This window comes from Vibrio breoganii (assembly GCF_024346795.1).
Lineage (GTDB): Bacteria > Pseudomonadota > Gammaproteobacteria > Enterobacterales > Vibrionaceae > Vibrio > Vibrio breoganii.
Genome location: NZ_AP024864.1, coordinates 1,405,379 through 1,430,178 on the forward strand (window position 1 = coordinate 1,405,379; position 24,800 = coordinate 1,430,178).

General features: G+C 44.2%; 20 protein-coding genes. 16 read left to right on the plus strand and 4 right to left on the minus strand.

Going from position 1 to position 24,800, the window contains the following annotated elements; all coding sequences use genetic code 11:
- Positions 1–228: 228 nt before the first annotated feature.
- The 8 genes from OCU35_RS06520 (at position 229) to rmf (ending at position 13,993) form a co-directional block, all read left to right on the plus strand.
- Complete coding sequence (locus tag OCU35_RS06520; RefSeq protein ID WP_261825882.1) at positions 229–5,073, plus strand: NAD-glutamate dehydrogenase; 4,845 nt, start codon at positions 229–231, stop codon at positions 5,071–5,073.
- 46 nt (positions 5,074–5,119) lie between these two features.
- A complete protein-coding gene (gene pyrD, locus OCU35_RS06525; protein WP_261825883.1) occupies positions 5,120–6,130 on the plus strand; it encodes a quinone-dependent dihydroorotate dehydrogenase in 1,011 nt (336 codons plus the stop codon).
- Positions 6,131–6,290: 160 nt separating this feature from the next.
- The gene (locus OCU35_RS06530; RefSeq protein ID WP_261825884.1) at positions 6,291–6,833 is read left to right on the plus strand and encodes a cell division protein ZapC; all 543 of its coding nucleotides are present in this window, start codon (positions 6,291–6,293) and stop codon (positions 6,831–6,833) included.
- A 543-nt stretch (positions 6,834–7,376) separates the two neighbouring features.
- Entirely contained in the window at positions 7,377–9,506 is a 2,130-nt protein-coding gene (gene rlmKL / locus OCU35_RS06535) for a bifunctional 23S rRNA (guanine(2069)-N(7))-methyltransferase RlmK/23S rRNA (guanine(2445)-N(2))-methyltransferase RlmL (RefSeq protein ID WP_065209877.1), read from the plus strand.
- On the plus strand, positions 9,506–9,745 hold the full coding sequence (locus OCU35_RS06540) for a glutaredoxin family protein (RefSeq protein ID WP_017028984.1): 240 nt from the start codon (positions 9,506–9,508) through the stop codon (positions 9,743–9,745). Before rlmKL ends, OCU35_RS06540 begins: the two co-directional genes overlap by 1 nt.
- The gene (locus OCU35_RS06545) at positions 9,723–11,636 is read left to right on the plus strand and encodes an ABC transporter ATP-binding protein (RefSeq protein WP_102367638.1); all 1,914 of its coding nucleotides are present in this window, start codon (positions 9,723–9,725) and stop codon (positions 11,634–11,636) included. The genes OCU35_RS06540 and OCU35_RS06545 overlap by 23 nt, the downstream gene beginning before the upstream one ends.
- A gap of 6 nt (positions 11,637–11,642) precedes the next feature.
- Positions 11,643–13,583, plus strand: a complete 1,941-nt coding sequence (locus OCU35_RS06550; protein ID WP_261825885.1) for a DUF3466 family protein — start codon at positions 11,643–11,645, stop codon at positions 13,581–13,583.
- Between the two features lie 236 nt (positions 13,584–13,819).
- Positions 13,820–13,993, plus strand: coding sequence for a ribosome modulation factor (gene rmf / locus OCU35_RS06555; RefSeq protein ID WP_026012689.1), 174 nt, complete (start codon positions 13,820–13,822; stop codon positions 13,991–13,993).
- Positions 13,994–14,188: 195 nt separating this feature from the next.
- Here the strand turns inward: rmf and fabA are convergent, their stop codons facing one another.
- Positions 14,189–14,719 carry a bifunctional 3-hydroxydecanoyl-ACP dehydratase/trans-2-decenoyl-ACP isomerase gene (gene fabA / locus OCU35_RS06560; protein ID WP_017028980.1) on the minus strand — a complete coding sequence of 177 codons (531 nt, stop codon included), beginning with the start codon at positions 14,717–14,719 and terminating at the stop codon, positions 14,189–14,191.
- A 67-nt stretch (positions 14,720–14,786) separates the two neighbouring features.
- Positions 14,787–16,430: a Lon protease family protein gene (locus OCU35_RS06565; RefSeq protein WP_261825886.1), complete on the minus strand. Its 1,644-nt coding sequence runs from the start codon at positions 16,428–16,430 to the stop codon at positions 14,787–14,789.
- A 223-nt stretch (positions 16,431–16,653) separates the two neighbouring features.
- Between OCU35_RS06565 and matP the strand changes: the two genes are divergently transcribed.
- Positions 16,654–17,103 carry a macrodomain Ter protein MatP gene (gene matP, locus OCU35_RS06570; protein ID WP_017028978.1) on the plus strand — a complete coding sequence of 150 codons (450 nt, stop codon included), beginning with the start codon at positions 16,654–16,656 and terminating at the stop codon, positions 17,101–17,103.
- A gap of 25 nt (positions 17,104–17,128) precedes the next feature.
- Positions 17,129–17,428 (plus strand): DUF3634 family protein, encoded by a 300-nt coding sequence (locus tag OCU35_RS06575; RefSeq protein WP_017030636.1) that lies wholly within the window; start codon positions 17,129–17,131, stop codon positions 17,426–17,428.
- A 379-nt stretch (positions 17,429–17,807) separates the two neighbouring features.
- On the opposite strand, the gene OCU35_RS06580 is transcribed toward OCU35_RS06575, so the two are convergent.
- Positions 17,808–18,779 (minus strand): polysaccharide lyase, encoded by a 972-nt coding sequence (locus OCU35_RS06580; RefSeq protein ID WP_261825887.1) that lies wholly within the window; start codon positions 18,777–18,779, stop codon positions 17,808–17,810.
- Positions 18,780–19,187: 408 nt separating this feature from the next.
- Between OCU35_RS06580 and OCU35_RS06585 the strand changes: the two genes are divergently transcribed.
- A complete protein-coding gene (locus OCU35_RS06585; RefSeq protein WP_261825888.1) occupies positions 19,188–20,369 on the plus strand; it encodes an MFS transporter in 1,182 nt (393 codons plus the stop codon).
- A 15-nt stretch (positions 20,370–20,384) separates the two neighbouring features.
- Here the strand turns inward: OCU35_RS06585 and OCU35_RS06590 are convergent, their stop codons facing one another.
- Entirely contained in the window at positions 20,385–20,753 is a 369-nt protein-coding gene (locus OCU35_RS06590; protein WP_065209874.1) for a hypothetical protein, read from the minus strand.
- A gap of 256 nt (positions 20,754–21,009) precedes the next feature.
- Here OCU35_RS06590 and ccoN point away from each other — a divergent pair, with 256 nt between their 5' ends.
- The 5 genes from ccoN (at position 21,010) to OCU35_RS06615 (ending at position 24,796) form a co-directional block, all read left to right on the plus strand.
- Positions 21,010–22,440: a cytochrome-c oxidase, cbb3-type subunit I gene (gene ccoN / locus OCU35_RS06595; RefSeq protein WP_017028973.1), complete on the plus strand. Its 1,431-nt coding sequence runs from the start codon at positions 21,010–21,012 to the stop codon at positions 22,438–22,440.
- 11 nt (positions 22,441–22,451) lie between these two features.
- A complete protein-coding gene (gene ccoO / locus OCU35_RS06600; protein ID WP_017028972.1) occupies positions 22,452–23,072 on the plus strand; it encodes a cytochrome-c oxidase, cbb3-type subunit II in 621 nt (206 codons plus the stop codon).
- A gap of 9 nt (positions 23,073–23,081) precedes the next feature.
- Positions 23,082–23,255 carry a cbb3-type cytochrome oxidase subunit 3 gene (locus tag OCU35_RS06605; RefSeq protein WP_017028971.1) on the plus strand — a complete coding sequence of 58 codons (174 nt, stop codon included), beginning with the start codon at positions 23,082–23,084 and terminating at the stop codon, positions 23,253–23,255.
- On the plus strand, positions 23,255–24,232 hold the full coding sequence (ccoP, locus tag OCU35_RS06610) for a cytochrome-c oxidase, cbb3-type subunit III (protein ID WP_017030640.1): 978 nt from the start codon (positions 23,255–23,257) through the stop codon (positions 24,230–24,232). The genes OCU35_RS06605 and ccoP overlap by 1 nt, the downstream gene beginning before the upstream one ends.
- Before the next feature lie 84 nt (positions 24,233–24,316).
- Positions 24,317–24,796, plus strand: coding sequence for a FixH family protein (locus OCU35_RS06615; protein WP_017030641.1), 480 nt, complete (start codon positions 24,317–24,319; stop codon positions 24,794–24,796).
- Positions 24,797–24,800 lie beyond the last annotated feature (4 nt).

Below are 24,800 nucleotides of genomic sequence, written 5' to 3' on the forward strand. Positions count from 1 at the left end.
CTTAGCATCACGCTAAGCCTTTTTTTGTTCTATATTCAAGGGAAAGATTTGCTTATTAACAGTTTCGTCACATATTGAAGATTTTTAGAGAATGCGCCTTTAATTATGTAACGATGATGAAATAAAAAACCTACAATAGCGCCAATAGGCAGATTTATCTGCTTGTGTAACGTGATTTACTAGCCTTGCATTAACATAACAATAAAAATCTCTGACGGAGTGTGCCCCATGAATGCACGTGAACCCCTAGTCCCTGTACTACTTGAAAAAGTCTATCAACTGATCGAAGACAAGCTTGATCCCGCTCATCAAACCGTAGTGACTAAGCTTGCGCAACATCTATTCAGTAATATCTCTCATGATGACCTAGTTTCTCGAAACGAGTCTGATCTGTATGGCGCCGTGGTAAGCCTATGGCAACATATGAAAGAGAAGGATCTCGATGATTTATCGGTAAAGGTATTTAACCCAACCTTAAGCCGACATGGCTGGCAGTCAACACACACCATAGTAGAGATCATCTTACCTGATATGTCCTTCTTGGTTGACTCCATTAAAATGACACTGTCACGTATGGGGCTATCCAGTCACATAATGTTGCACGGCCCAGCTAAGCTGCATTTAAAGAATGGCAAAGTGTTTGATATCAATAACAAAACACTCGATGGCCAATTGCAGTCAGTGTTCCATATTGAGGTAGATAGACTCTCTAGTAAGAGTCAGATGGATGACCTGCAACAGGAACTAGAGAGTGTCGTTCGCGATACTCATTCTGTTGTGAATGATTGGCAACCTATGACAGACGCCTTAAAGAAAGTCGTTAAGCAGGTGAAGGGACTTGAAAAAGTTAAAGGCATAGATAACAAACATGTTGAAGAGTCCCTCGAGTTTTTGAATTGGCTAGGGGATCACAACTTCACCTTGATGGGGTACAAAGAGTACCGACTTGTTGAAGTCAATGACGAGCAGATCCTAGAGCCAACAGAAGAAGCGGGACTCGGCTTATTTACCGATCAATCTCGCGTACGCGCGACTAAGCTGTCTAATTTTTCTGAGTCTGCGAGAGAAGAAGCCACGAAGCCTTATATTCTCATTCTGACTAAAGGCAACCGTCCATCTCGTATCCATCGACCGGCTTACAATGACTACATAGGCATTAAAACCTTTGATAAGCAAGGTAGAGTGGTTGGAGAGCATAGATTTACGGGCCTTTATACTTCAGCGGTATATAACCAAAGCGTTGAGAGCATTCCTTTAGTACGCAACAAGGTAGCGCGTATTCTAGAAGGCAGTGGCTTCTTGAAGGGGTCATATGCATTCAAAGCCCTACACAATATCTTAGAAACCTATCCTAGAGATGAACTGCTGCAAGCCAGTGAAGAAGAGCTTTTGCACATTGGGATGGGTGTTGTGCAGATGCAAGATCGAGATATGATCCGATTGTTTGTGCGTAAAGACCCGTTTGGTCGCTTCTTGAGCTGTATGGTGTATGTGACAAAAGAGCGTTATAACACAGAGCTTCGACGTCAAACGCAACGTATCTTTAAGCGCGCATTCAACACAAACCAAGAAGTAGAGTTTACCACCTACTTTTCTGAAAGCCCGCTGGCTCGCACTCATTACATTGTGCGCGTTGAAGACAGTAACTTAACGTTTGATACTAAGAGCATTGAACAAGACTTGATGGAAGCATCGTCTACGTGGGGAGATAGATTAGAGCAAGCGGTAGTGTCTAGTTTGGGTGAAAGCCGAGGCTTGCCTATTGCTAAGCGCTATATGGAAGCCTTCCCAAGATCTTATCAAGAAGCAGTGCTACCTAATGCGGCCGTAGCGGATATAGAGCGTTTAGAGCTGTTAAATGAGTTTAATCAGCTTGGAATGCTGTTCTACAGACCACAAGAAGAGCTAATCGATTCAAAGGTCGTTCACCTTAAACTCTATCATAAGCACTCGCCAATTCATTTGTCAGATGTGATGCCTATGCTGGAGAACTTCGACCTAAGAGTCATCGGCGAGTCTCCTTATCAAGTCGAAACCAAGAATGGTGAGACCTATTGGATCTTAGACTTCTCTATGCTGCATAAAGGCAGTAATGCGGTTGATTTTAATAAAGTCAGAGACCGTTTCCAACAAGCCTTTGCCGGTGTATGGAAAGGGGAACTAGAGAATGATGGTTTTAATCGACTCATTCTAGGTGCGGGCCTTACCGGTGTGGAGACCACAATCTTGCGTGCTTACGCCAAGTATATGCGCCAGGTGGGTTTTCCTTTCAGTCAACACTACATTGGAGATACGCTAGCCGCGCACCCTAAGCTTGCGAATAATCTTGTGACGCTGTTTGAAAAACGTTTCCTTCCAAAAAATAACGGTGACGATGCCTCTCAGTTGAAGGTGATCAAGCAGATCAAAGATCAACTAGAGAAAGTAGAAAGCCTAGATGATGATCGTATCGTGCGTCGGTATGTAGAAATGATTCGAGCAACGTTACGTACCAACTACTATCAGCAAACCAAGGATGGCGAACGCAAGCCGTGTTTGGCATTAAAACTCAGTCCTAAGAAGATCCCAGAGATCCCTAAACCTGTGCCAGAGTTTGAGATGTTCGTTTACTCGCCCGACGTTGAAGGTGTGCACCTACGTGGTGGCAAAGTCGCGCGTGGCGGTTTACGTTGGTCAGATAGACAAGAGGATTTTCGAACGGAAGTGCTGGGCCTAGTGAAAGCGCAGCAAGTTAAAAACACGGTGATTTTGCCTGTGGGTGCAAAAGGCGGCTTTGTTTGTAAGAAGCAACATACTCTTTCGGGCAGAGACGAAATCTTTGCCGAAGGACAGCGTTGCTACCGCATGTTCATCAGCTCTTTGCTAGACGTGGCCGACAATATTGTAGAAGGCAACCTAGTACCGCCAACTAACGTTGTTCGTCACGACGAAGACGATTCATATCTGGTTGTTGCAGCGGACAAAGGTACCGCTACGTTTTCTGATATCGCCAATAGCGTGTCTGAAGACTACAACTTCTGGCTAGGGGATGCATTTGCTTCTGGCGGTTCAAATGGTTATGACCATAAAGTCATGGGCATTACAGCGAAGGGGGGTTGGGAGTCGGTTAAACGACATTTCCGTGAGTTAGGCGTGAATTGTCAAACAACAAACTTTACGGTTATTGGTGTGGGTGACATGGCGGGTGACGTGTTTGGTAATGGCATGTTGTTGTCCAAACATATCTTGCTGCAAGCGGCGTTTAACCACCTTCATATTTTCATTGACCCTAACCCGGATGCTAAAACGGCCTACAAAGAGCGCGATCGTTTATTCAATACGCCTCGAACAGGTTGGGATGACTATGATAAGTCATTGATTTCAAAGGGTGGTGGTGTTTTCTCTAGAAAAGCGAAATCAGTGACACTGTCACCTGAGATAAAGGCAATGTTAGGTATAGAGGAAGATGCGCTGGCGCCAAATGAGCTTATCAAGCACATTTTGATGATGCAGGTCGACCTATTATGGAATGGTGGCATCGGTACCTATGTTAAATCGAGCAAAGAAAGCCATTCTGAAGTCGGCGATAGAGCCAATGATTCATTGCGTATTAACGGCAATCAACTCCGTGCAAAGGTCGTTGGTGAAGGGGGTAACCTTGGACTGACGCAACTTGGGCGTATTGAGTTTGCGCTGAACGGCGGTCGTGTTAATACCGACTTTATTGATAACGTGGGTGGAGTGGATAGCTCTGATAATGAGGTAAACATTAAGATCCTGCTTAATGGCCTAGTGCAAAATAGCGACCTCACATTAAAGCAAAGAAATGAAATTCTTGATTCGATGGAGCAAGACGTTTCGGAAATAGTATTGCACGATGCCTATTGTCAAGCAGAGTCAATCTCTGTGACAGAAGAACAAGGCGTCAATGGTATGAAAGAGCAAATGCGCTTTATTCACACTATGGAGAAGGCGGGTCATCTCGACAGACAACTTGAATACATTCCTGATGATGAGCAGCTTCAAGAGCGAGAAAAGCAGGGCGTTGGCCTGAGTAGACCTGAATTGTCTGTGCTGGTGGCTTATGGAAAAATGCTTTTAAAAGAGCAACTTGCCACTGATGCGATTGCAAATGACAAATATCACTCTCGTATGCTGGTGGAGTACTTCCCTGATAGGTTACGCCGTAACTATTCTGCAAGTATGGACTCTCATCCGCTACGTAGTGAAATCATTGCAACTGCACTTGCCAATGAGATAGTCAATGAAATGGGCTGCAACTTCGTGACGCGCCTCCAAGAAGAAACGGGTGCCAGTGTTGTTGATATAGCGAATGCCTTTGCTGCGTCTAAAGAACTGTTTAAGTTCTCCGAGGTGTTTAGCAAGATTCGTGAACATGACAATCGCATTGAAACCAGTGTCCAATATCAACTGATGGTCGTGATACGCCGTACGTTGAGACGATTAACCCGTTGGATGCTAAGAAACCGTTCGCACAATAGTAGTGTCGAACAATTAGTAGAGCGTTTCAAAGCTGACGTTGAAGTTATCGTGAATAAGCTTGACCAATTCTTGGTGCCAAGTGAAGTGGAGCAACATCAAAGCATTGCGCTGCAATGGATTGAGAAGGGCGTTGATAAATCATTGGCTAATTACTTAGCGAGACTTTCAAGCCTTTACTGCTGCTACGATATTTCTCTAGCGGCAAAAGAGTGTGGCACCACTATCGAGCGCACTGCAAAACTCTACTTCTACTTAGGTGATAGATTGTCTTTGCATTGGTTCCTTGATCAAATCAATAATCAGGTCGTGGATAACAACTGGCAGGCATTAGCTCGAGCAGCCTTTAGAGAAGATCTTGATTGGCAGCAACGTCAACTGACTGTGCAAGTGTTGCAATGCAATTGTGGCGACTCACCACTTTCAGAAGAAGAGACAATCGAAAACTGGATTGTCAGCAATCGCATCGCATTGCAACGTTGGGAGAATACCTTGAACGAGTTTAAGGTAGGTAATGTGCATGAATTTGCTAAATTTTCCGTTGCTTTGAGAGAGTTGATGCTTTTGAACTTGAATTGTGAAGCTACAAAGTAAATAATACAGCCCCGTTTACACGGGGCTTTTTTTTATCGGAGGCACAATGCTCTACCGTCTTGCCAGAACTGGCTTATTTCAATTCGACGCCGAAACGGCGCACGATCTCGCAATTAATTATCTTCCAAAAATTACCGGCACTCCTCTCGATCTTTTCTATCGTCAAAAACTGCCACATCGTCCTGTTGAATGCATGGGTCTAACCTTCAGAAACCCAGTGGGTTTGGCTGCAGGCCTAGACAAAAATGCAGAGTGCATTGAAGCATTTGATGCGATGGGCTTTGGTTTTGTAGAAGTGGGTACAGTGACCCCTCGTCCACAGCCAGGTAATGACAAACCTCGTATGTTCCGTTTGTTAGAAGCGGAAGGCATCATCAACCGAATGGGTTTCAACAATCTCGGTGTTGATGCGCTAGTCGAAAATGTTAAGAAGGCCAAATTTGATGGCATTCTGGGTATTAACATTGGCAAGAATAAAGATACACCAATCGAAGAGGGTAACAGTGACTACCTGATTTGTATGGAAAAAGTGTATCAGTATGCTGACTACATCGCGGTGAATATTTCTTCGCCGAATACACCGGACCTTCGTTCACTTCAGTATGGTGAGGCACTAGACTCACTGCTTGGTGACTTGAAAGCCAAACAAAAAGAACTTAATGAGTTACACGGTAACTATGTACCTGTTGCACTTAAGATTGCTCCAGACTTGAGTGATGATGAGATTGTTCAGATCTGTGACTCACTGCGCAAGCACAGCATCGATGGGGTAATCGCGACGAACACTACGTTAGACCGTACTATCGTTGCTGGTATGAAGCATGCAGATGAAGCGGGTGGTTTAAGCGGTCGCCCAGTACAACTGCGTAGTACTGAAGTTGTCGCTAAGCTGCATCACGAGTTGGGCGATGAGATCCCTATTATTGGTGTTGGCGGTATCGATTCTTACGTTTCGGCAAAAGAAAAGATGCAGGCTGGTGCGAAGTTGGTGCAGGTTTACTCAGGCTTTATCTATAAAGGACCAAACTTGGTTAAAGATATCGTTAAGAATCTGTAATCGATTTGCAGTAAAACCAATTGTTTAGCTAAAGAGAAGGGGAATTGTTTTCCCCTTTTTTTTTCGTCTCCTGTTAGTAGAATTATCGGAAAGTAACGTGGACCCTGCAAAGGGATGGTGTAGCGCCTTACTTAAACCGAGTTTAAAACAGGACAGAGTTATGCTTAAGCTAAGCGATACATGGAATTGGTACTACGACGAGGATAAATCCTCTCTGATGCTTGAGATTAGCGAAGATATGGTATTTCGCTCTGATCTCCCTCGTAAAGTTCTTATCGAATCTGCATTTACACCACAGCCGTTTTCAGTCGAAGACGCAGACATCTATCATGTATTCCAAGACTCTGTTAAAGGCCTACCTTTATCTATTCCACGACAAGCTGAGCTTGTACTTAAAGCAGTGACAGTTAAGCGCTTCCATAAGCCTGTGCAGCCAAAAAGCTGGTTCTTTGAAACCCAGTCTGCAGGATATCAGCCACAGGAAGGGGAGATTGTTGAACTGCAAAACGAATACAATACTGGGCATTTTATGGTGGTGGAATCGTCAAAAACAGCGAGCATCGTCATTTCAGTCAGTACAGAAGATTTCTATCTTACCGGAAGTAAAGCCATGTCGTTCTGTGAACCTATTAAAGTCATGCACGACAGAATGCGCTCAGCCAATGCGATGTTCTGTCAAAGCCACATTCAAATGGTGTCTTAGTTCGTAGCCCCAGCTCCCTTAATTACTATCACAAACACTCACTGCTATTCCCCAAGGTCGTTTTAGAGTCTCTCTAAAGCGGCCTTTTTCTTTGCTTGAATACCCATCAAGTTGAGTAATCCCATCTCACAGTTTCACTAAGTCGCACTAATTAATCCTTATTAGTGTGAGGCTAGGTGTTGCAAGTGCACATTTTTTAAATTCTTTTTTGTCCTCATTACCGTTGCAATGTGCCAATTGGAGGTGTGATTGCCGGTTTTATTTCCCTTTTTAGTGCCTTTTGTAAGTAACTTTCAGTCTTAAATTACTTCTGGTGTATACCAGTGTTGGGGTGAATAAGTATTCACTATCGGTTTGAGTACCGGTTTGCTGTGAAAAATAGACAAGAGTGATTGGCTGCTGAGATAAGCGTGTTGAAAGTGAACCAACACAAAGTGGTGCTCTAGAAATGAACAATTAGAGCCAATTAAGGGAGAAATTTCGGAATTTACAATTAGAAGGGTTTATAATTAACGCCATTTTATTAGCAGCTTAGTGATTAACATGCATCAATACCTTGCGGTAACGGCCAATGGTTTAGAAAATCTATTGGTAGAAGAACTTAAGAACTTGGGAATTGAAGACCCAAAACCTGTACAAGCAGGGGTGCGATTTAAGGCAGATTTAGAACAGATCTATAAAGCCTGTTTGTCTAGCCGCACCGCTTCGCGTTTTGTACGTGTTCTTGCAGAGTTCAAATGCGTAGACGATATGGATTTATATCTGTCATGCATGTCCGTACGTTGGCCGAACCTATTTGACGCAAACAAATCTATTATTGTGGATTTTAATGGTACTAACCGTGAAATACGCAATAGCCAATATGGTGCAATGAAGGTTAAAGATGCCATCGTTGATACCTTCACCAAAGCTAACCTGCCTAGACCTGAGATCAGCAAAGATCGTCCAGATCTTCGCGTTCATGTTCGTCTTCATAGAGAAGATGCGATATTGGGTATCGATATGGTGGGGCAAGGACTTAACCAGCGCGGTTATCGTACCGAAGCAGGTCGTGCACCTTTGCGTGAGACGCTAGCGGCATCCATAGTGATGAGAAGCGGCTGGGATAAGCAATCTCCGCTAATCGACCCAATGTGTGGCTCAGGCACCTTACTGATAGAAGCTGTAATGCTGGCTGCCAATGTGGTACCAGGTCACGCTCGCACTAGCTGGAGCCTTGAGAACCTTAAAGATTTCGATTACGCACTGTGGGCTGAAGTAAAATCTGAAGCTAAAGTTGTCGGACGTCGCGGTATTAACAAGTTTGAAGTACCTGTGATCGGCTACGACAATGACCCGCGCGTACTAGAAACCGCGAAAAAGAATGCGGTAAGAGCGGGCATTGAAGGTTTGATTGATTTTCGTCTAGGCGATGCAACGCAAATTGAAGCGCCTAAGGATGCTGCTGCAGGTACTATTATCTGTAACCCGCCTTACGGTGAGCGTCTAAGTACTGAGCCAGGCCTAATTGCGCTTTATTCTGAGTTTGGTGCTCAGATGAAGGCACAGTTTGGTGGCTGGAATGCGTCTATCTTCTCAAGCTCTGATGAACTGCTTAGCTGTCTTCGTATGCGCGCTGACAAGCAATACAAAGTGAACAATGGTGCTTTGAACTGTTTACAGAAGAACTACGCAATCTCTGCTAAAGCTGCTTCTACTGCAGACGCGCCAAAGACTGAAGCAATTGTGGCACCAGACTTTGCCAACCGCTTGAAGAAGAACATTGGCAAAATTGGCAAGTGGGCGAAGAAAGAGCACCTAGATTGCTACAGAATCTACGATGCCGACCTTCCTGATTACAACGTTGCTATTGATGTCTACCCAGATCACCTGGTTATTCAGGAGTATGCCGCACCGAAGACTATCGACCCAGAAACGGCTAAACGTCGACTGACTGACATTATTCGTGCATCTATTCAAGTAACAGGGGTAGAAGCCAACAATGTCGTTCTTAAAGTACGTCAGAGACAAAAAGGCACAAACCAATATCAAAAATTGGCACAAAAATCCCATCAGATGCAAGTGAACGAGTACGGGGTTCAGTTAAAGGTAAACCTGTTTGATTACTTAGATACGGGTTTATTCCTCGATCATAAACTGACGCGCCGTAAGATTGGTCAGATGGCAGCAGGGTGTGATTTCCTAAACCTGTTTGCTTACACCGGCAGTGCAACGGTTCACGCCGCTGTAGGCGGCGCTAAATCAACCACAACGGTTGATATGTCGAATACCTACTTAGATTGGGCAAAAGAGAACCTAGCCATTAACGGCATCAAGGGCAAGCAGCACCAATTTGTACAAGCGGATTGCTTACAATGGCTAGAAACGGCAACAGGGCAGTACGATCTTATCTTTATCGATCCGCCGACGTTCTCAAACTCTAAGAGAATGAAGCAGACCTTTGATATTCAGCGCGATCATATCCAACTAATGACGCACCTAAAGAGATTGCTACGTCCTGAAGGGACAATCGTGTTCTCAAACAATAAGCGCCAATTCAAAATGGACCTAGAGGCGATTAAAGAGCTAGGTCTTAGAGCGCAGAATATCTCTGATAAGACCTTGCCACTGGACTTTGCTCGTAACAAGCACATTCACAATTGCTGGTTGGTCTCTTTGGAGAAGAATGCGTAGTGAGCGTAATTCTATACAGTACTGAAGGGTGTCATCTGTGTGAGCAAGCACATAAGTTGCTGCTCACGGTAGGGGTTGAACCCCAAATCGTTGATATTGCCTTCGATGATGAGCTGTTTTCACGTTACGGGGTCACAATACCAGTGGTCCACATTGAAAACTCAGAGCTTAACTGGCCCTTCAACTTACAACAATTACAACAGTGGTTAGAGAATAATGGCATTACTTACCATTCATAATGGTCAATTGGCATTCGGTGATATCCCGTTATTGGATAACGCCGACTTCCAACTACAAGAAAAAGAACGCGTCTGTCTCGTCGGTCGAAATGGTGCCGGTAAATCTACTCTGATGAAGGTCATCGCGGGTGATGTGCAGATGGACGATGGGCACATGCAGATCACTCAAGATGTGGTCGTATCACGCCTTGAGCAAGATCCACCAAGAAACCAAGCTGGAACTGTCCTTGATTACGTATCTGAGGGGCTAGCCGAAATAGGGAAGCAGCTTAAGATCTATCAAGATCAGTTGGATCTTGTTACTGAAGACCCTAGCGAAAAGAACATTAACCGCTTATCTAAGATACAAGATCAGCTAGAGCACAGTGGTGCTTGGCGCTTTGAAAGCCGCATTACCAACGTATTGGAAGCGCTAGGTTTAGACGGTCATACCTTGCTAACCGACCTTTCGGGCGGTTGGCAACGTAAAGCCGCGCTGGCTCGTGCATTAGTGTGTGACCCAGACGTACTGCTTCTAGATGAGCCCACAAACCACCTGGATGTCACTACCATTGAATGGTTAGAGACGTTTCTGAAAGATTTTCGCGGTTCAATCATCTTTATCTCGCACGATAGAAGCTTTATCCAATCTATGGCGACCCGAATTGTTGATCTAGATAGAGGTAAGCTGTCGTCATTTCCAGGCAACTACCAGCAATATCTTATCGATAAAGAAGAAGCGATACGTGTAGAAGAAGCGCAGAACGCCGAGTTTGATAAAAAGCTCGCACAAGAAGAAACGTGGATTCGCCAGGGCATCAAAGCTCGTCGTACCCGTAACGAAGGTCGTGTAAGAGCCCTTAAACAGTTACGCCGTGAACGCACAGAGCGTATTGAAGTGCAGGGCAAAGCCAATATTCAAATCGATGATGGCACGCGCAGTGGCAAGATTGTGTTTGAAGCGCAGAATCTGAGTTACCAGATTGATGGTCAGCAGATTGTTGATGACTTTAGTTTCACGGTAATGAGAGGCGATAAGATTGCCCTGATTGGCCCTAACGGCTGTGGTAAGAGTACCTTACTTAAACTGATGTTAGGACAACTAGAAGCTGACTCAGGCCGCTTACATTGCGGCACTAAGCTTGAAGTCGCGTATTTTGATCAGTACCGTGAAGCGTTAGACCCAGAAAAGACAGTTATCGACAACCTTGCCGATGGTAAACAAGAAGTCATGGTTGGGGGCAGGGAGCGTCATGCACTGAGCTACCTTCAAGATTTCTTGTTCTCTCCGCGTCGTGCGCGTTCTCCGGTTAAAGCTCTCTCTGGTGGTGAGAAAAACCGCCTGCTTTTGGCTAGAATTTTCTTAAGATCGAACAATTTATTGGTGCTCGATGAGCCAACCAATGATTTAGATATCGAAACTTTGGAACTTTTAGAGGATTTACTTGCCAACTATCAGGGAACATTACTTTTAGTGAGCCACGACCGTGAGTTTGTGGATAACACCGTAATGGCGAGTTGGATCTTTGAAGGCAATGGCCGTATCGAAGAGTTTGTTGGTGGTTACCATGACGCACAGCAGCAGCGAGCACAAGTTAAGGCCTCTAGGCAGGAATTTGTTGCGAGTACGTCTGATGTAGTGGTTAAAGACAAAGCAGCAAGCAAACCAAGTCGCAATACCAGTAAAAAGTTGTCGTATAAGTTGCAACGTGAGTTAGAATCGCTACCACAGCTTCTTGAACAACTTGAAGAACAATTAGAAGGCCTACAGGAAAGGGTTAACGACCCAGCATTTTTTGCACTTCCAGTAGAGGAAACACAGCCTGTGCTAGAGGAGCTAGCCTCCAAGGAACAGGAACTAGAAATAGCATTTGAGCGCTGGGAAGAGCTCGAAGCAATGCAGCAGGAATAAGATATTTTGAATTGCAGTCGTATCTTTAAACTTTCAGCCGTAGCCACTTTGGTTATGGCGTCTTACAGTGCAAGTGCCAATCTTTACAACGTAGAGTTGGTTACCGTACCCGCAAACCTTGGCCTTGAATCTTATGGTAGTGCCATCGACGAAACGGGTAATGTGGCCGGTGATACCAGAAATGGTACAGACGGTTTACCGTTTCGCGATGAAGCCCCTTTTGGCCTTGATAACAACTTTATCTACCAAGATTTTGACGATATAGAAAGCTACTGTTACCGCCAACTTGGTTACAACAGTTGTGAAAACTGGGCTACTCGCGAATGGCTTGGTATTAACGATGCGGGTGGTTTGAAACGTGAACGCGAAGCGTATTACGATAAGAACTATGTGGCCAATGCCAATGGTTTTGATGGTACGGGGCAACGATTATTTGAAACAGAACCAAGTGCTAATGATGCAGAACCATATAGGCCTGGAAATGGAACATATGTAGTTGGTTCTAACAACGTTATTGTTAATAAGTTCAGTGTTGATGGCGAAGTGATGGGCACCACAAGTAGTGGTTACTATGACTTTGGCAATTACGGCCTTGCTTACCGAGAACGTGGGTTTGTAGGCACGACCATCTTGCCTCCAGCGACTACCTTTGAAGATGCGCCAGTGAGTGACATTGTCACTCAAATGGGTCGCACTATGGCGTTTGACTCGTTTAGTTATGAGGGCGCGACTTATATTGTTGGCAGTGCATCTGTAGCACCATTTGACTATGGTGATAGCGATAAAGACTACAATGGTCGTGATGTAGGCAAATGCTTTAGCAACGGACAATCTATTGCTGATCCGGCAGCGGAAGATTACTGTCAGAACTTTGCTTTTTCTACCAAAGGATTTGTCTGGAGTAGTAATGGCTCTACAGGTGTATCCGTAGCCCCATGGAGCACAAGTTTAACTGGAGCCACACGTGACCAAAAATCCTATATGTCGAGTGTACGTGGTGCAGTAGTGCCTGATAGCACACTGATTCCAAACGAAGATGGTAGCGTTGCAGACCCAACGGCTTACGAGGGTAAGCCAATCCTTGTTGGTTACAACACCTTGCGTGATGATAATAACTTGCTTATGCAGGCAGCTGTTTTTTATCCAAATGACGGCTTGGATCTTACGCAAGATGATCAGTGGACTTCTAAGTTCATCTCAAGAGCAGTAGTCGAAGACGACGGTGACTATATTTACGCCAATACCCGCGCAACCGACATTAACAACAATTTAATGGTTATTGGTGAATCAAAGCGTAGTGGCTTCTACCCAGAAAACGGTGCTGCTGCAAATCGAATCTTTGTCGCTGATGCATCCGCGGAGACACCTTCGGCAACGTATTTGTCTGAAACAGGGGAGTCTATCTTCTTCTCTGGCTCTGGCGGCGAAGCTAAAGCAGTGAATAACCACAATGAGATTGTAGGCACCATCGATGCTGAAACAGCACGTGAATACAACGGTAAGCAGCGTAGACACCGTGGTTTCATCGACCCATACGACTTCGATGTTGGTACACATGCTACTCGCCGTGCTCTGTTCCAAAATCGTGCTTGGTGGCTTGATGACCTAACCAATGACGATGATGCCTCTGGAAACAATAACCAGTTCCGCATTATTGCTGCGTCAGACATTAATGATAAAGGCGAAATTGCAGCTACGGCTCTGTACTGTGCTGGCGGTTATGATAATACTGGCCATAACGCTTACTGTGGCGGTGGTACAGGTACTGAAGCGGTTGTCGCTGTTAAGTTAGTGCCTACGGTTGATCTTAATGCATCTGATGCAACAGCAACGATTACTCCACGTAGTGTTGAACAAGAATCCGTTGAACGGCAAGGGGGGAGTATGGCTCCTTGGATGCTGGGTTTACTTGGTCTGATAGGTCTTCGCAGAAGATTAAAGAAGTAATTATTTGACTGCCTAACAGACACTTAACTGCATAGTTAACGAAGGACAACATCACAAATTGTGCGTTGTCCTTTTTTTCACCTTGAGAAAACTCAATTTATAGACGAATCTTATATGGGTGCTTTGAGATTCTTTGAACGTAGATGCTTCAGCACAGACTGACATATCCATTACCCACGAACAAAGAAGCTTATCGCGCCTTTAGTTTGTTTATCGAAAGGTTAGAGGATTTAACTATGAAGAGACAAAAACGCGACCGTCTTGAGAGAGCACAGTCCCAAGGTTACAAAGCGGGGCTTAATGGTCGCTCAAGCGATACTTGCCCATACCAGCAAACCGATGCCAAATCACAATGGTTGGGCGGTTGGAGAGACGCGAAAGGTGACATGGAATCCGGTCTATATAAATAACCTCATCCAAACAGACCCCATACGGGGTCTTGTTTTTATAATTCTAGCGCACTATAACTAACTTGCTTTAAACAAAAAATATAGAAGTTATGCCAACTCACTACGTAACAATATCTGATAGAACAAAAGAGAAGGGCGCAATAAAAAAGCCATGACACTGGGTCATGGCTTTAGAAGGAAAGATTTGAATCAGTCTTAGAACTTAGACGTATCTTGGAAAAGACCCACTTTAAGATCTTTAGCAACGTAGATTTCTTTGCCGTCTACTAGTACGCGGCCATCAGCCATGCCCATAACCAGTTTACGGTTAACTACGCGCTTCATGTTGATTTCGTAGGTTACCTTCTTCGCAGTAGGAAGAATCTGACCTGTGAATTTAACTTCACCTACACCAAGTGCACGACCTTTACCTTCGCCACCGATCCAGCCAAGGAAGAAACCAACTAGTTGCCACATAGCGTCTAGACCAAGACAGCCAGGCATTACAGGGTCACCAGGGAAGTGACAATCGAAAAACCAAAGGTCTGGAGTAATATCTAGTTCTGCAGTAATAAGACCTTTGCCAAACTCACCTTCGGTTTGTGACATTTTAGTCACTCGGTCCATCATCAGCATGTTAGGAGCTGGTAATTGAGGACCTTGAGGGCCAAATAGCTCACCACGGCTTGATGCTAGTAGGTCGTCACGATCATATGAGTTTGCGATATCGCAAGGTTTTTGTTGCATTGTATTGAGTCTCCAGATTTTTTGAACCTGCATCTTATGTGATGCAGTATAGTACTTACAACTCCGATCAGTCCCTAAACAGCACTCTTTTTAAGCGATTAAGTAAACTTTCGCTGATATCGTGCTGATTGAGTCGGTCGATGCGCTCGGCGATTTTATTTAAGATAGTATCATCACTCTCGCCACTAAATGCTTGTCCTGTGATGATAGGTAAAGCTTGGTTTACATCCTCTACGCTCCAAATATGGAACTTGCCTTGCTTAATCGCGTCGACAACATCTTTGTGCAATGAAAGGTGTCTTAGGTTCGACTTCGGCAGAATAACACCTTGGTCGCCTGTTAACCCTTGATGGGCACAAACATAGAAGAAGCCTTCAATTTTTTCATTGAGTCCGCCAACCGCTTGAACTCGACCAAACTGATCAACAGCGCCGGTTACCGCAATGTTTTGTTTGATTTCATAACCAGATAAGGCACTCACAAAGGCACAAAGTTCCGCTAAAGAAGCACTATCGCCATCTACCTCACTGTATGATTGCTCAAATACAATAGAAGCAGAGTAAGGTAAAGGTTCATCAAGATTAAGAGCACTACTCAGGAAGGCCTGCATAATCATCATGCCTTTAGCATGTAGGTTGCCACCCAGCTCTGCCTTGCGCTCAACGTCGGAGACGTCACCATCACCAAAGTGAATAACGCAAGAAATACGTGCTGGCTCTCCATAGGAAACAGGATGCCCTGGGATATCAATCACCGTTAAGCCATTAACCTGACCAACTTCATTACCTTGGGTTTGGATTAAAACCTGGCCATCAAGAATGTCGTCAAGTGCTCTATTTGGAAGATAAGACTCTCGGTAGTAGCGCGCTTCAAGTGCAGCATCTATGTGCTTGGCTTTAATCGTCTCGGAGTTCGACTCGAGTGCAGCTTCGCGCAGCAAAGCTCGAATCCAAGAGGCGGATAGTGGAGCAAAGTGTTGCTCTTCACATACGCGAGCGCCAGCCGTTAAGAAGCTGTGTATGGCATCACTAGACATGTCGGGCAAGCCAGCCTCTCGAACTAGGCTCGCAATGTAGCCTAAATAGAGTGGTGCGGTAGTCGTATCGACGCGAACGTCCATTTCTACTTCAGTAAACATGGTGTGCGAAGAAGAGAAAGCAGGGTCTAGATAATCTAAATCAGCCAACTGATTGCGATCACCTACAATGATGAGCTTCACTGCGCTTTTAAATCTCTGCTTAGGTGAAAACCCATTCTTGCTTGCCGCGACTCTGGCGACGTCTTCACCAGCCAATAATGCACGAATAGCCAATAAGGTAGTCGGTTGCGATAACACCGCGTTGGCAGAGATAATTAGGTAGCCGTTACTGTGTTTTTCAAACAGACCCACTGATGATTGAACATCACCAGAGTCAGTGACAATGTAACTTCCTAATAATTCTTCAGCGACTATAGACTCTGTGTGATGGACACTCTTTTGTGTTAACTGAGAAAGGATAGAGGCAACATCTTTCTTTACTGACACGGTATCAGAGCCGTTGATAGCCAACAAAGGCGCATCATCTGCTAACGCAACAAAACGCTTTAGGCTTGCGTCTAATCGAGGCTGTAATGAGACAAAAGGGGCTTCCTGGTATTTAAACAGAGATAGACTAGAGTCTATTACTTGATCGTGTTGTGGAGTTGCGAGTTGCCAATCTATCGATTTCATAAAAACTTACTAAAATATACTATCCACTTAGTATACCTAAGCTATTAACAGATAACCCGAAAAATAGTGCACTTGATGCATTTCGGAGCGCTTATTTTAGACTTGGTTACATCAAATTGTGCTTTACAACAAATATGCAAGGTCTTTGCATTGTCAAATTGAGTGACTAGGGTTACGCTGTCACTGTACGTCTTAAATTTTAAATGGACTTAGATTAACAATCATGAAATATCAACAACTTGAAAACCTTGAATGTGGTTGGAAGTGGAACTATCTAGTAAAAAAATGGAAAGAAGGTGAGAAAGTTACTCGCCATCTAGACAGCAGCGCAGACGCTGCAGCAGTAGAACTCCTTCGCGCTATCGAACACGAACCGGTTCAAGTGTTGGAATGGATTGAGAATCACATGTCTCTTGAGTTAGATAACAAGCTCAAACAAGCCATTCGGGCCAAGAGAAAGCGTCATTTCAACGCAGAACAAGTGCACACACGAAAGAAATCCATAGATTTGGATTATCGCGTTTGGGAAAAACTCTCTCATAGAGCCAATGAGTTGGGTTGCACCTTGTCTGACGCCATTGAGTATCTACTTAGTGAAGCTCAGCGCAGTGAAAAAGCCAACGAAAAGGTCAACTTACTCAAAGAAGACCTCAGCAAACTTTTATCAGACTAATTCGCACTCGATGTAGGAGGCATTCATGTTATATGTCATTTTGATCGCTGCAGCGCTTATATTTGCGATCGTGCTTTACGATAAGCCGAAAATGAAACTGACGTTTAAAGAAGGTGAAGTCAGTTCACACATAGGTCAAGTTGATAAATCATTTCTTCACAAGTGCAAAGACATCGCTCGTAAAAATCCATTCAATGGTACGATGAAGGTGTACAAGTCTAGAGAACAGTACAGAGTTAAATTTTCAAAGGGTGTGCCTAACAAAACACGCCACATTTTACGTAGCGCGTTGCCAGGTGCAAAAAGTCACGCTCATAAGCGCTAGGGTTTGGGTTTAAAGCTGTATAACCATTATTTCTAACCCTTAGATAAAGTGCGCATTATGTATATTATGTTAAATACGGTTTTGTGAATGGCTAGTGAATCTCTGTAACTCGTCCCTCTCTCAGCTTATCTCTTCTCTCTATAGCAACTTAGTACCTAGTGTTCTTAGGTGCTGATGATTACGAATCTTTGTACTCAGTTTCAATTAATCCAAGTGACGGCCAATCTAACTAATGATTCGTACGTTAATGTCTCGAAAATCAGTAACCGCTCTCACTCTTTTGTGTAAGTCCAATATCTTACTAACGAATAAAAACTAAAAAAGCCAAGTCCATCAAACTTGGCTTTGAATGAGTTACTTTGTAGTTTAGCTACGTAACTTACTCGACAGGTTTCACTTCTCTTATCTTAAAGTCCGCAAAGTAAACCTCATCCTGATCTTGGTTTAATAGCTCCTCAGATTTAAGCGAACGATAAATGCCCCATTTAGGTCTAACAAAGTTTCCGTCACGTCCATCTAGTCCTGAGCGCCACATTTCTATGTTGTTCTCAGTGATTTCTATCATCGGTTTAGATTCACCCAATGGCGTTAGCGTCATGTACAGGCTACCAGATTCGCTGTAATTCACTCGTACAAAGGCTTCAATCCACTGTCCTGCGATATCACGATTCCAATCTACGTCATCCATCTTTGTGGTATGAACAAGCGTGTTGTTGACTGTCCCTGTACGGTCGTTGTTGTAATGGACATGTCTTACTTCAAGGCCACTTTGATTGCTGCGAACGTTAGCAGTCAGTGTGAGAATCGGACTGCTCGTAATAACAAAGTCCTCACTATTCTTTTCGGCTACGGCCTTTAGCTGAAATAGATGCGTAAATTGCTTGGTTACCTTAAGGTCATCACCAATTTTAAATTTCCAGCTGTATTCAAAGGTCTTACCCAGATAACCCTTTAATTTATCTTGAGATTTATCATATGCCTTGATCTCGTTTCTTTGACGGTCCACACGCCCTTTGTCACGATCTCCATCTTCGAAGTGCATGATGAACTTAAAATGATTGCCAATGACCTCGTCGTATTCTTCAACGATATGTCTACCGCCATCGGGGTCGTTGTTTGAATAGAGATCTGGGGCTTCAATAGCACCTCGACCCAAGACACTCTCGATCAAGTCATAGGTTTCCATACCTTCAGGACCGTCTGAGTTAAGCTCTGTAGAGCTAATTACCCTATATTGACCTGTTTCATCAATTGGCTGTACAGGATTACTTGATGCTGGAGAATTGACACTGCTTCCTCCGCAACCCGCTAAGACCAATACAATGGTACTAGCAACAATAGTTCTTAACATAAAAGCACTTTCTATAATTTTAAATAGGCGCTAAAAATATCATCGCTAGCAATAAACTAGTCTTATCATATTCACAGATTGTTACATGCGTTACATTTTGCAGGCTTCGTCTTATTTGAAAGTCGATCTATGTCTAAATGTGTCAATCGTTTATGCTATCCATCAGTTAGAAAGTTCCCAGCACCATTCTATTTAGCATCTTGCTAGAACCTTTAGTTCTCATATTTTAAACGAGATATCGAATGATAATTAAACCAACAGCAACACTTTAGTTATAGTGCGTCAAGTTATAAAAATAACGAAAATAGACATGGTTTTCGAAGGTTATAAATTACTACAAATCAACGCTCTACAAGAAATCATTACTCCTTTATAATCTCTCACTTGCTCTTCACAACGGAAATACCTGTGTCTCTTACACGCAACCACTACCTAGCGCTAGGTGGCATATTATTGCTAGCGGCCAATTTACGCGGTCCCTTTACCAGTCTGGCGCCTTTACTTGACCAGATTATGGTTGAGCTTCATCTAAGCTCCACTATTTTGGGCATGCTTTCTTCGTTACCACTACTCTCTTTTGCCTTAATATCTCCACTCGCCTTAACCGTTCTTACTCGGTTTGGCTTAAAGAAGAGTGTCTGCCTAGCCCTGTTCTCCGTATTTTTAGGGGTGTGTCTACGTTCTGTTGGTAGTGTTGCAACCTTATATGTGGGCACAGTGTTTATTGGAGCGGGTATCGCTATTGGCAATGTCCTGTTGCCTGTAGCCGTTAAGATGAATTTCCCTACTCGTATAGCGGTGATGACATCCTTATATACCTTCACTATGGGGATTGGTTCTACTCTCTCTTCTGCCTCTATGGTTCCGTTATCTCATCTAACGGTAACGCCCCTATCAGGGTGGCAGTTTGCACTCTTGTTTAATCTGTTTTTCGTGACGCTGGCGTTGGTCTTCTGGTTTCGTTCCAAAGAAACAAAAAATCATAACGCTCAACACAAGGGAGTCAGCATTAAACAACTGCTTTCCAGCGGTATTGCATGGCAAGTTACACTCGCGCTAGGTTTAAATTCATTTACTTTCTACTCGTTCGCTAGTTGGCTACCAAAAATCTTGCTGGACCAAGGCATGACCGAAACAGAAGCAGGTTACATCTACGGTTTGTTACAGTTCGCGACCATATGGCCAGGCCTTGTATTAATCCCCTTTCTATCAAGGCTTAAGAGCACGCAAGCCTTATTCTTATTGACAGCAACAGGCACTGTAGCTGCGACTCTAGGGCTAATTTGGTTACCAGACTTCGCCATCTTTTGGACCTTGATGTTTGGGTTTTGCAACTGCTCGACCTTTGTCATCGGCCTATCGTTTGTTGGACTTAGAAGTAACAACGCCTCTCAAGCAGCGGCTTTATCCGCGATGTCTCAGAGCTTCGGTTATGGCTTTGCAACGATAGGACCACCTCTTCTTGGGTACTTACATCAAGCCACAGGGAACTGGACTGCGTCATTGTTCGTAATCGCAATTGTAGGTGGATTTTGTGCTTTGTTTGGTGCATTAAGTGCTAGAGATGTGAAGATCCATCTAACGACATAACCTACGTGCTAGATATCACTTGTCGTTAACATTTACCTGCAATATTTGCTCGTTGTTTCTCACACTAAAAGTAAACTCACTGCTGTTCTCAAGACTTATAAACTCTGAAATATGATGACTTCCTCCCTGATATTCTACGAAGTCATCGTTTTCTGCTTTTGACACTCTAGTCACTCGAAACGCGGAGTTTTCAGGGTCCACTTCTAGCTGATAGTCGTTGCTGTTAAACTCAAAACGGCACGAATCCACCACTATACAACTCGTTTCATTTATTGATTTGTTATCACTATGTTCAATTGTTCGCCAAGTGAACGCAGCGATAAGCACAGCAAATGTCACAATAATTTGAATTAAACGCCCTTTGGTCAATTTTTCTGCGGCCATTAAATGACTCCTTTGTAACAAACTTCAAACTTTTTACATTAAATAGGAAAACTCTATTCATTCCTATAGTTAAGTCTCTGTCATTCAAATGTTAATTCCGTATAATTCATGCTGTTAATACCATCTTTAAAATGGATTTTAGGAAGTCGAGCGTTTTTGACTCATTTTCCTCGGATTTTGATGGTATTTGTCGTTGCGTCAACTTGTTGGCGTTGTGTTGGAAAAGTGTAGTTAATAATAAATTGGAAGCATGCAAATGAGCCAAGAAAAGCAGCTTGAACAAAACTACAACTACACCGTTGTTCGTCAATTTACCCTGGTAACCATTCTTTGGGGTATTGTCGGCATGGGTGTGGGTGTTTTGATTGCCGCTCAGTTGGTTTGGCCACAGCTTAACTTTGATACGCCGTGGTTAACCTACTCTCGTCTACGACCGCTTCATACGAACGCGGTTATTTTTGCGTTTGGTACAAGCGCCCTTTTTGCCACATCTTATTATGTGGTTCAGCGCACCTGTCAAGCGCGCCTATTTGGTGGTCCTTTAGTGGCATTCACCTTCTGGGGTTGGCAAGCGATTATTTTATCCGCTGCTATTTCATTGCCTTTAGGATTCACATCCGGCAAGGAATATGCAGAGCTAGAGTGGCCAATCGATATCGCCATCGCTATCGTTTGGGTAGCTTATGCAATCGTGTTCTTCGGAACCATGGTTAAGCGTAAGACATCGCATATTTACGTCGCCAACTGGTTCTTCGGAGCCTTTATCCTTACTGTTGCGGTATTGCACATCGTAAACAGCATGGCAATTCCTGTCTCCCCAATGAAGTCATACTCGATGTACTCCGGTGCTGTCGATGCCATGATTCAGTGGTGGTACGGGCACAACGCTGTTGGTTTCCTTTTGACTGCTGGTTTCCTGGGTATGATGTACTACTTCGTACCTAAGCAAGCTGAACGACCTGTTTATTCTTACCGTCTTTCTATCGTTCACTTTTGGGCTCTAGTGTCTCTATACATTTGGGCTGGTCCGCACCACCTTCACTACACAGCACTGCCAGACTGGACTCAGTCTCTAGGCATGGTGATGTCCCTTGTTCTGTTTGCTCCATCTTGGGGTGGCATGATCAACGGTATTATGACGCTATCTGGTGCTTGGCATAAACTGCGCTATGACCCAATCTTGCGATTCCTAATCGTTTCATTGTCTTTCTACGGTATGTCTACCTTTGAAGGACCAATGATGTCTATTAAAACGGTTAACGCATTGTCTCACTACACCGACTGGACTATCGGTCACGTACACTCTGGTGCGTTAGGTTGGGTAGCAATGGTTTCTATTGGTTCGGTATATCACCTAGTACCTAAGTTGTTCGGTCAAGAGCGTATGTACTCAGTAGGCCTGATCAATGTTCACTTCTGGCTTGCGACTGTGGGTACCGTACTTTACATCGTTGCGATGTGGATCTCTGGCGTAATGCAAGGCCTGATGTGGCGCAGTGTTAACCCAGACGGCACTCTAACCTATAGCTTCGTTGAATCTGTGCAAGCGTCTTACCCGTACTACACGGTTCGCTTCATCGGCGGCGCTATCTTCTTAGCAGGTATGTTCCTAATGGCGTACAACACCTACAAGACCATCGCTGCACCAAAGGACAGTCTTAAAGCTGTTCCTCAACCGGCACAATAGGAGATTTTGATATGGCTAATAATCCAAAAAATCGCCACGAGCTAGTTGAGAAAAACGTTGGACTACTGGCAATTCTGATTGTATTCGCAATCAGCTTGGGGGCATTGGTAGAGATCACTCCGTTGATTTTCCAAAAGCAAACCACTGAGCCTGTACAGAACCTGCGCGTGTACTCTGCACTAGAAATGGAAGGTCGTGATGTGTACATCCGCGAAGGATGTAACGTATGTCATAGCCAAATGATTCGTCCGTTCCGTTCTGAAACAGAGCGTTACGGTCACTACTCTGTTGCTGGTGAAAGCGTTTGGGAGCACCCTTTCCTTTGGGGTTCTAAGCGTACTGGTCCTGATTTAGCTCGTGTAGGCGGTCGCTACTCTGATGAATGGCATCGTGTTCACTTGATCAATCCACGTGAGCTTGTGCCTGAATCAAACATGCCTGGCTTCCCTTGGTTAGAAGAAAATGTATTGGACGGCAAATTGACGCAGAAGAAATTAGAGATCTTCAAGAACAACTTTGGCGTACCATATACTGACGAGCAAGTGGCTTCTGCGTCTCAAGACGTAGCGGGCAAAACAGAGATGGACGCTCTGATTGCTTATCTTCAGTCTCTCGGCCATGCGATGAAGTAAGGAGTGAATATGGATATCAGTGTTATTCACAGCATCTGGACAATTCTACTATTTGTCTGCTTCGGCGGCGTTGTGTGGTGGGCTTTCGGTAAAAACCGCAAGGCTCGCTTCGAAGAGGACGCAAATCTTATATTTGCGGACGAACAAAGCCCGAAGAAAGACCAGCAAGGAGAGACTAAATAATGACTACATTTTGGAGTCTTTGGATTACCTTCATCACCGTAGGGACCTTGGTAGGTGTTGCTATCATCCTTCGCTGGTGTGTAAAGGACAAAATGGGTGTTGATCCAGGTGATGACATGGGCCATGAATACGATGGTATTCGTGAGCTCAACAATGATTTGCCCAAGTGGTGGACTTACTTATTTATTTCCACTTTCATCTTCGCGATTGTCTACCTTGCGCTTTACCCAGGTCTTGGTAACTACAAAGGCCTTTTAGGCTGGCAGAGTTCTGACCAAACGGTAACTAGCATCGAAGAGTCTCGAGCCTCTATTGCTCGTTCTCAAGAGAACAAGCAATTGGTTCAATACGCAAAAGAGTTGGAAGATGCTGATGCCTACTTTGGTGAAGCATTCAGTAAGCTTGCGATGACAGACGACGGTAGTGGCTTACGCCCTATCCCTGAAATTGCTACTAACGAAGAAGCAGTAAAAGTAGGTCAACGTTTGTTCCTACAGAACTGTTCTCAGTGCCACGGTTCTGATGCGCGTGGTCAGCTTGGCTTCCCTAACCTAACGGATAACGCATGGCTGTATGGCGGTGAGCCTGAAGCGATCGTTACCACGGTAATGGACGGTCGAATTGGCGAGATGCCAGCATGGATCGATGTGTTAGGAGAAGACGGCGTTAAAGAAGTCGTTAGCTACACCCTTTCACTATCAGGCCGTAAGGTTAATGCTCGCGAAGCCGCTGCAGGTAAATCTCGCTTTGTAGTGTGTGCTGCATGTCATGGTACAGATGGTAAAGGTAACCCTGCTGTTGGCGCGCCTGATCTAACTGATAACAATTGGCTGTATGGCGACTCAAGAGCGGCAGTAACCGAAACGGTGACTAACGGTCGTATGGGCGTTATGCCTGCTTGGAAAGACATCCTAGGCGAAGAGAAGGTACAACTTGTCTCAGCTTACGTGTGGAGCCTAAGCAACCAAGATAAATAGTAACAACTCAATAACAGCCCCTACCCATAGGGGCTGACTTTTCTTTACAATCATCCTTTCATTTTTCAATTAGAGAACTTTTTTATGGTAAAGCCTTGGTATAAGCATTTTTGGGCTTGGTTCATACTTCTTTTGATCTTAACCACCGTATTCGGCACACTATTTCGCGTTTACATCTTATCTCAACATACCGTTTCGCTGGTTTCAGAGGATTACTATAAAAAAGGCAAAGGCATCAACATAGACCTGTCTAAGGTCAGTGTGGCTCAAGATCTCAACCTTTCGGCAATGGTATACTCTAATGATCGTGATATCGTCATTGAGCTAAACAAAGGTGAGCTCAGTAACTTCCCAGCTCTCAATATAGAGTTTTCACACCGTACACTGCCTGACAGAGACTTTGACTATCTTGCTACCGCCAACCCTTCTGGCACGTATAAGATTCACCTAGAAGAGCCTCTACAAGGTCCATGGTTTATTGAACTGCGACCTCATGACAAGCAATGGCTAATTCAAGGTCGGATGACCTTCCCTAGTTCCACTCCAGCACCATTAATGAACTGATTAT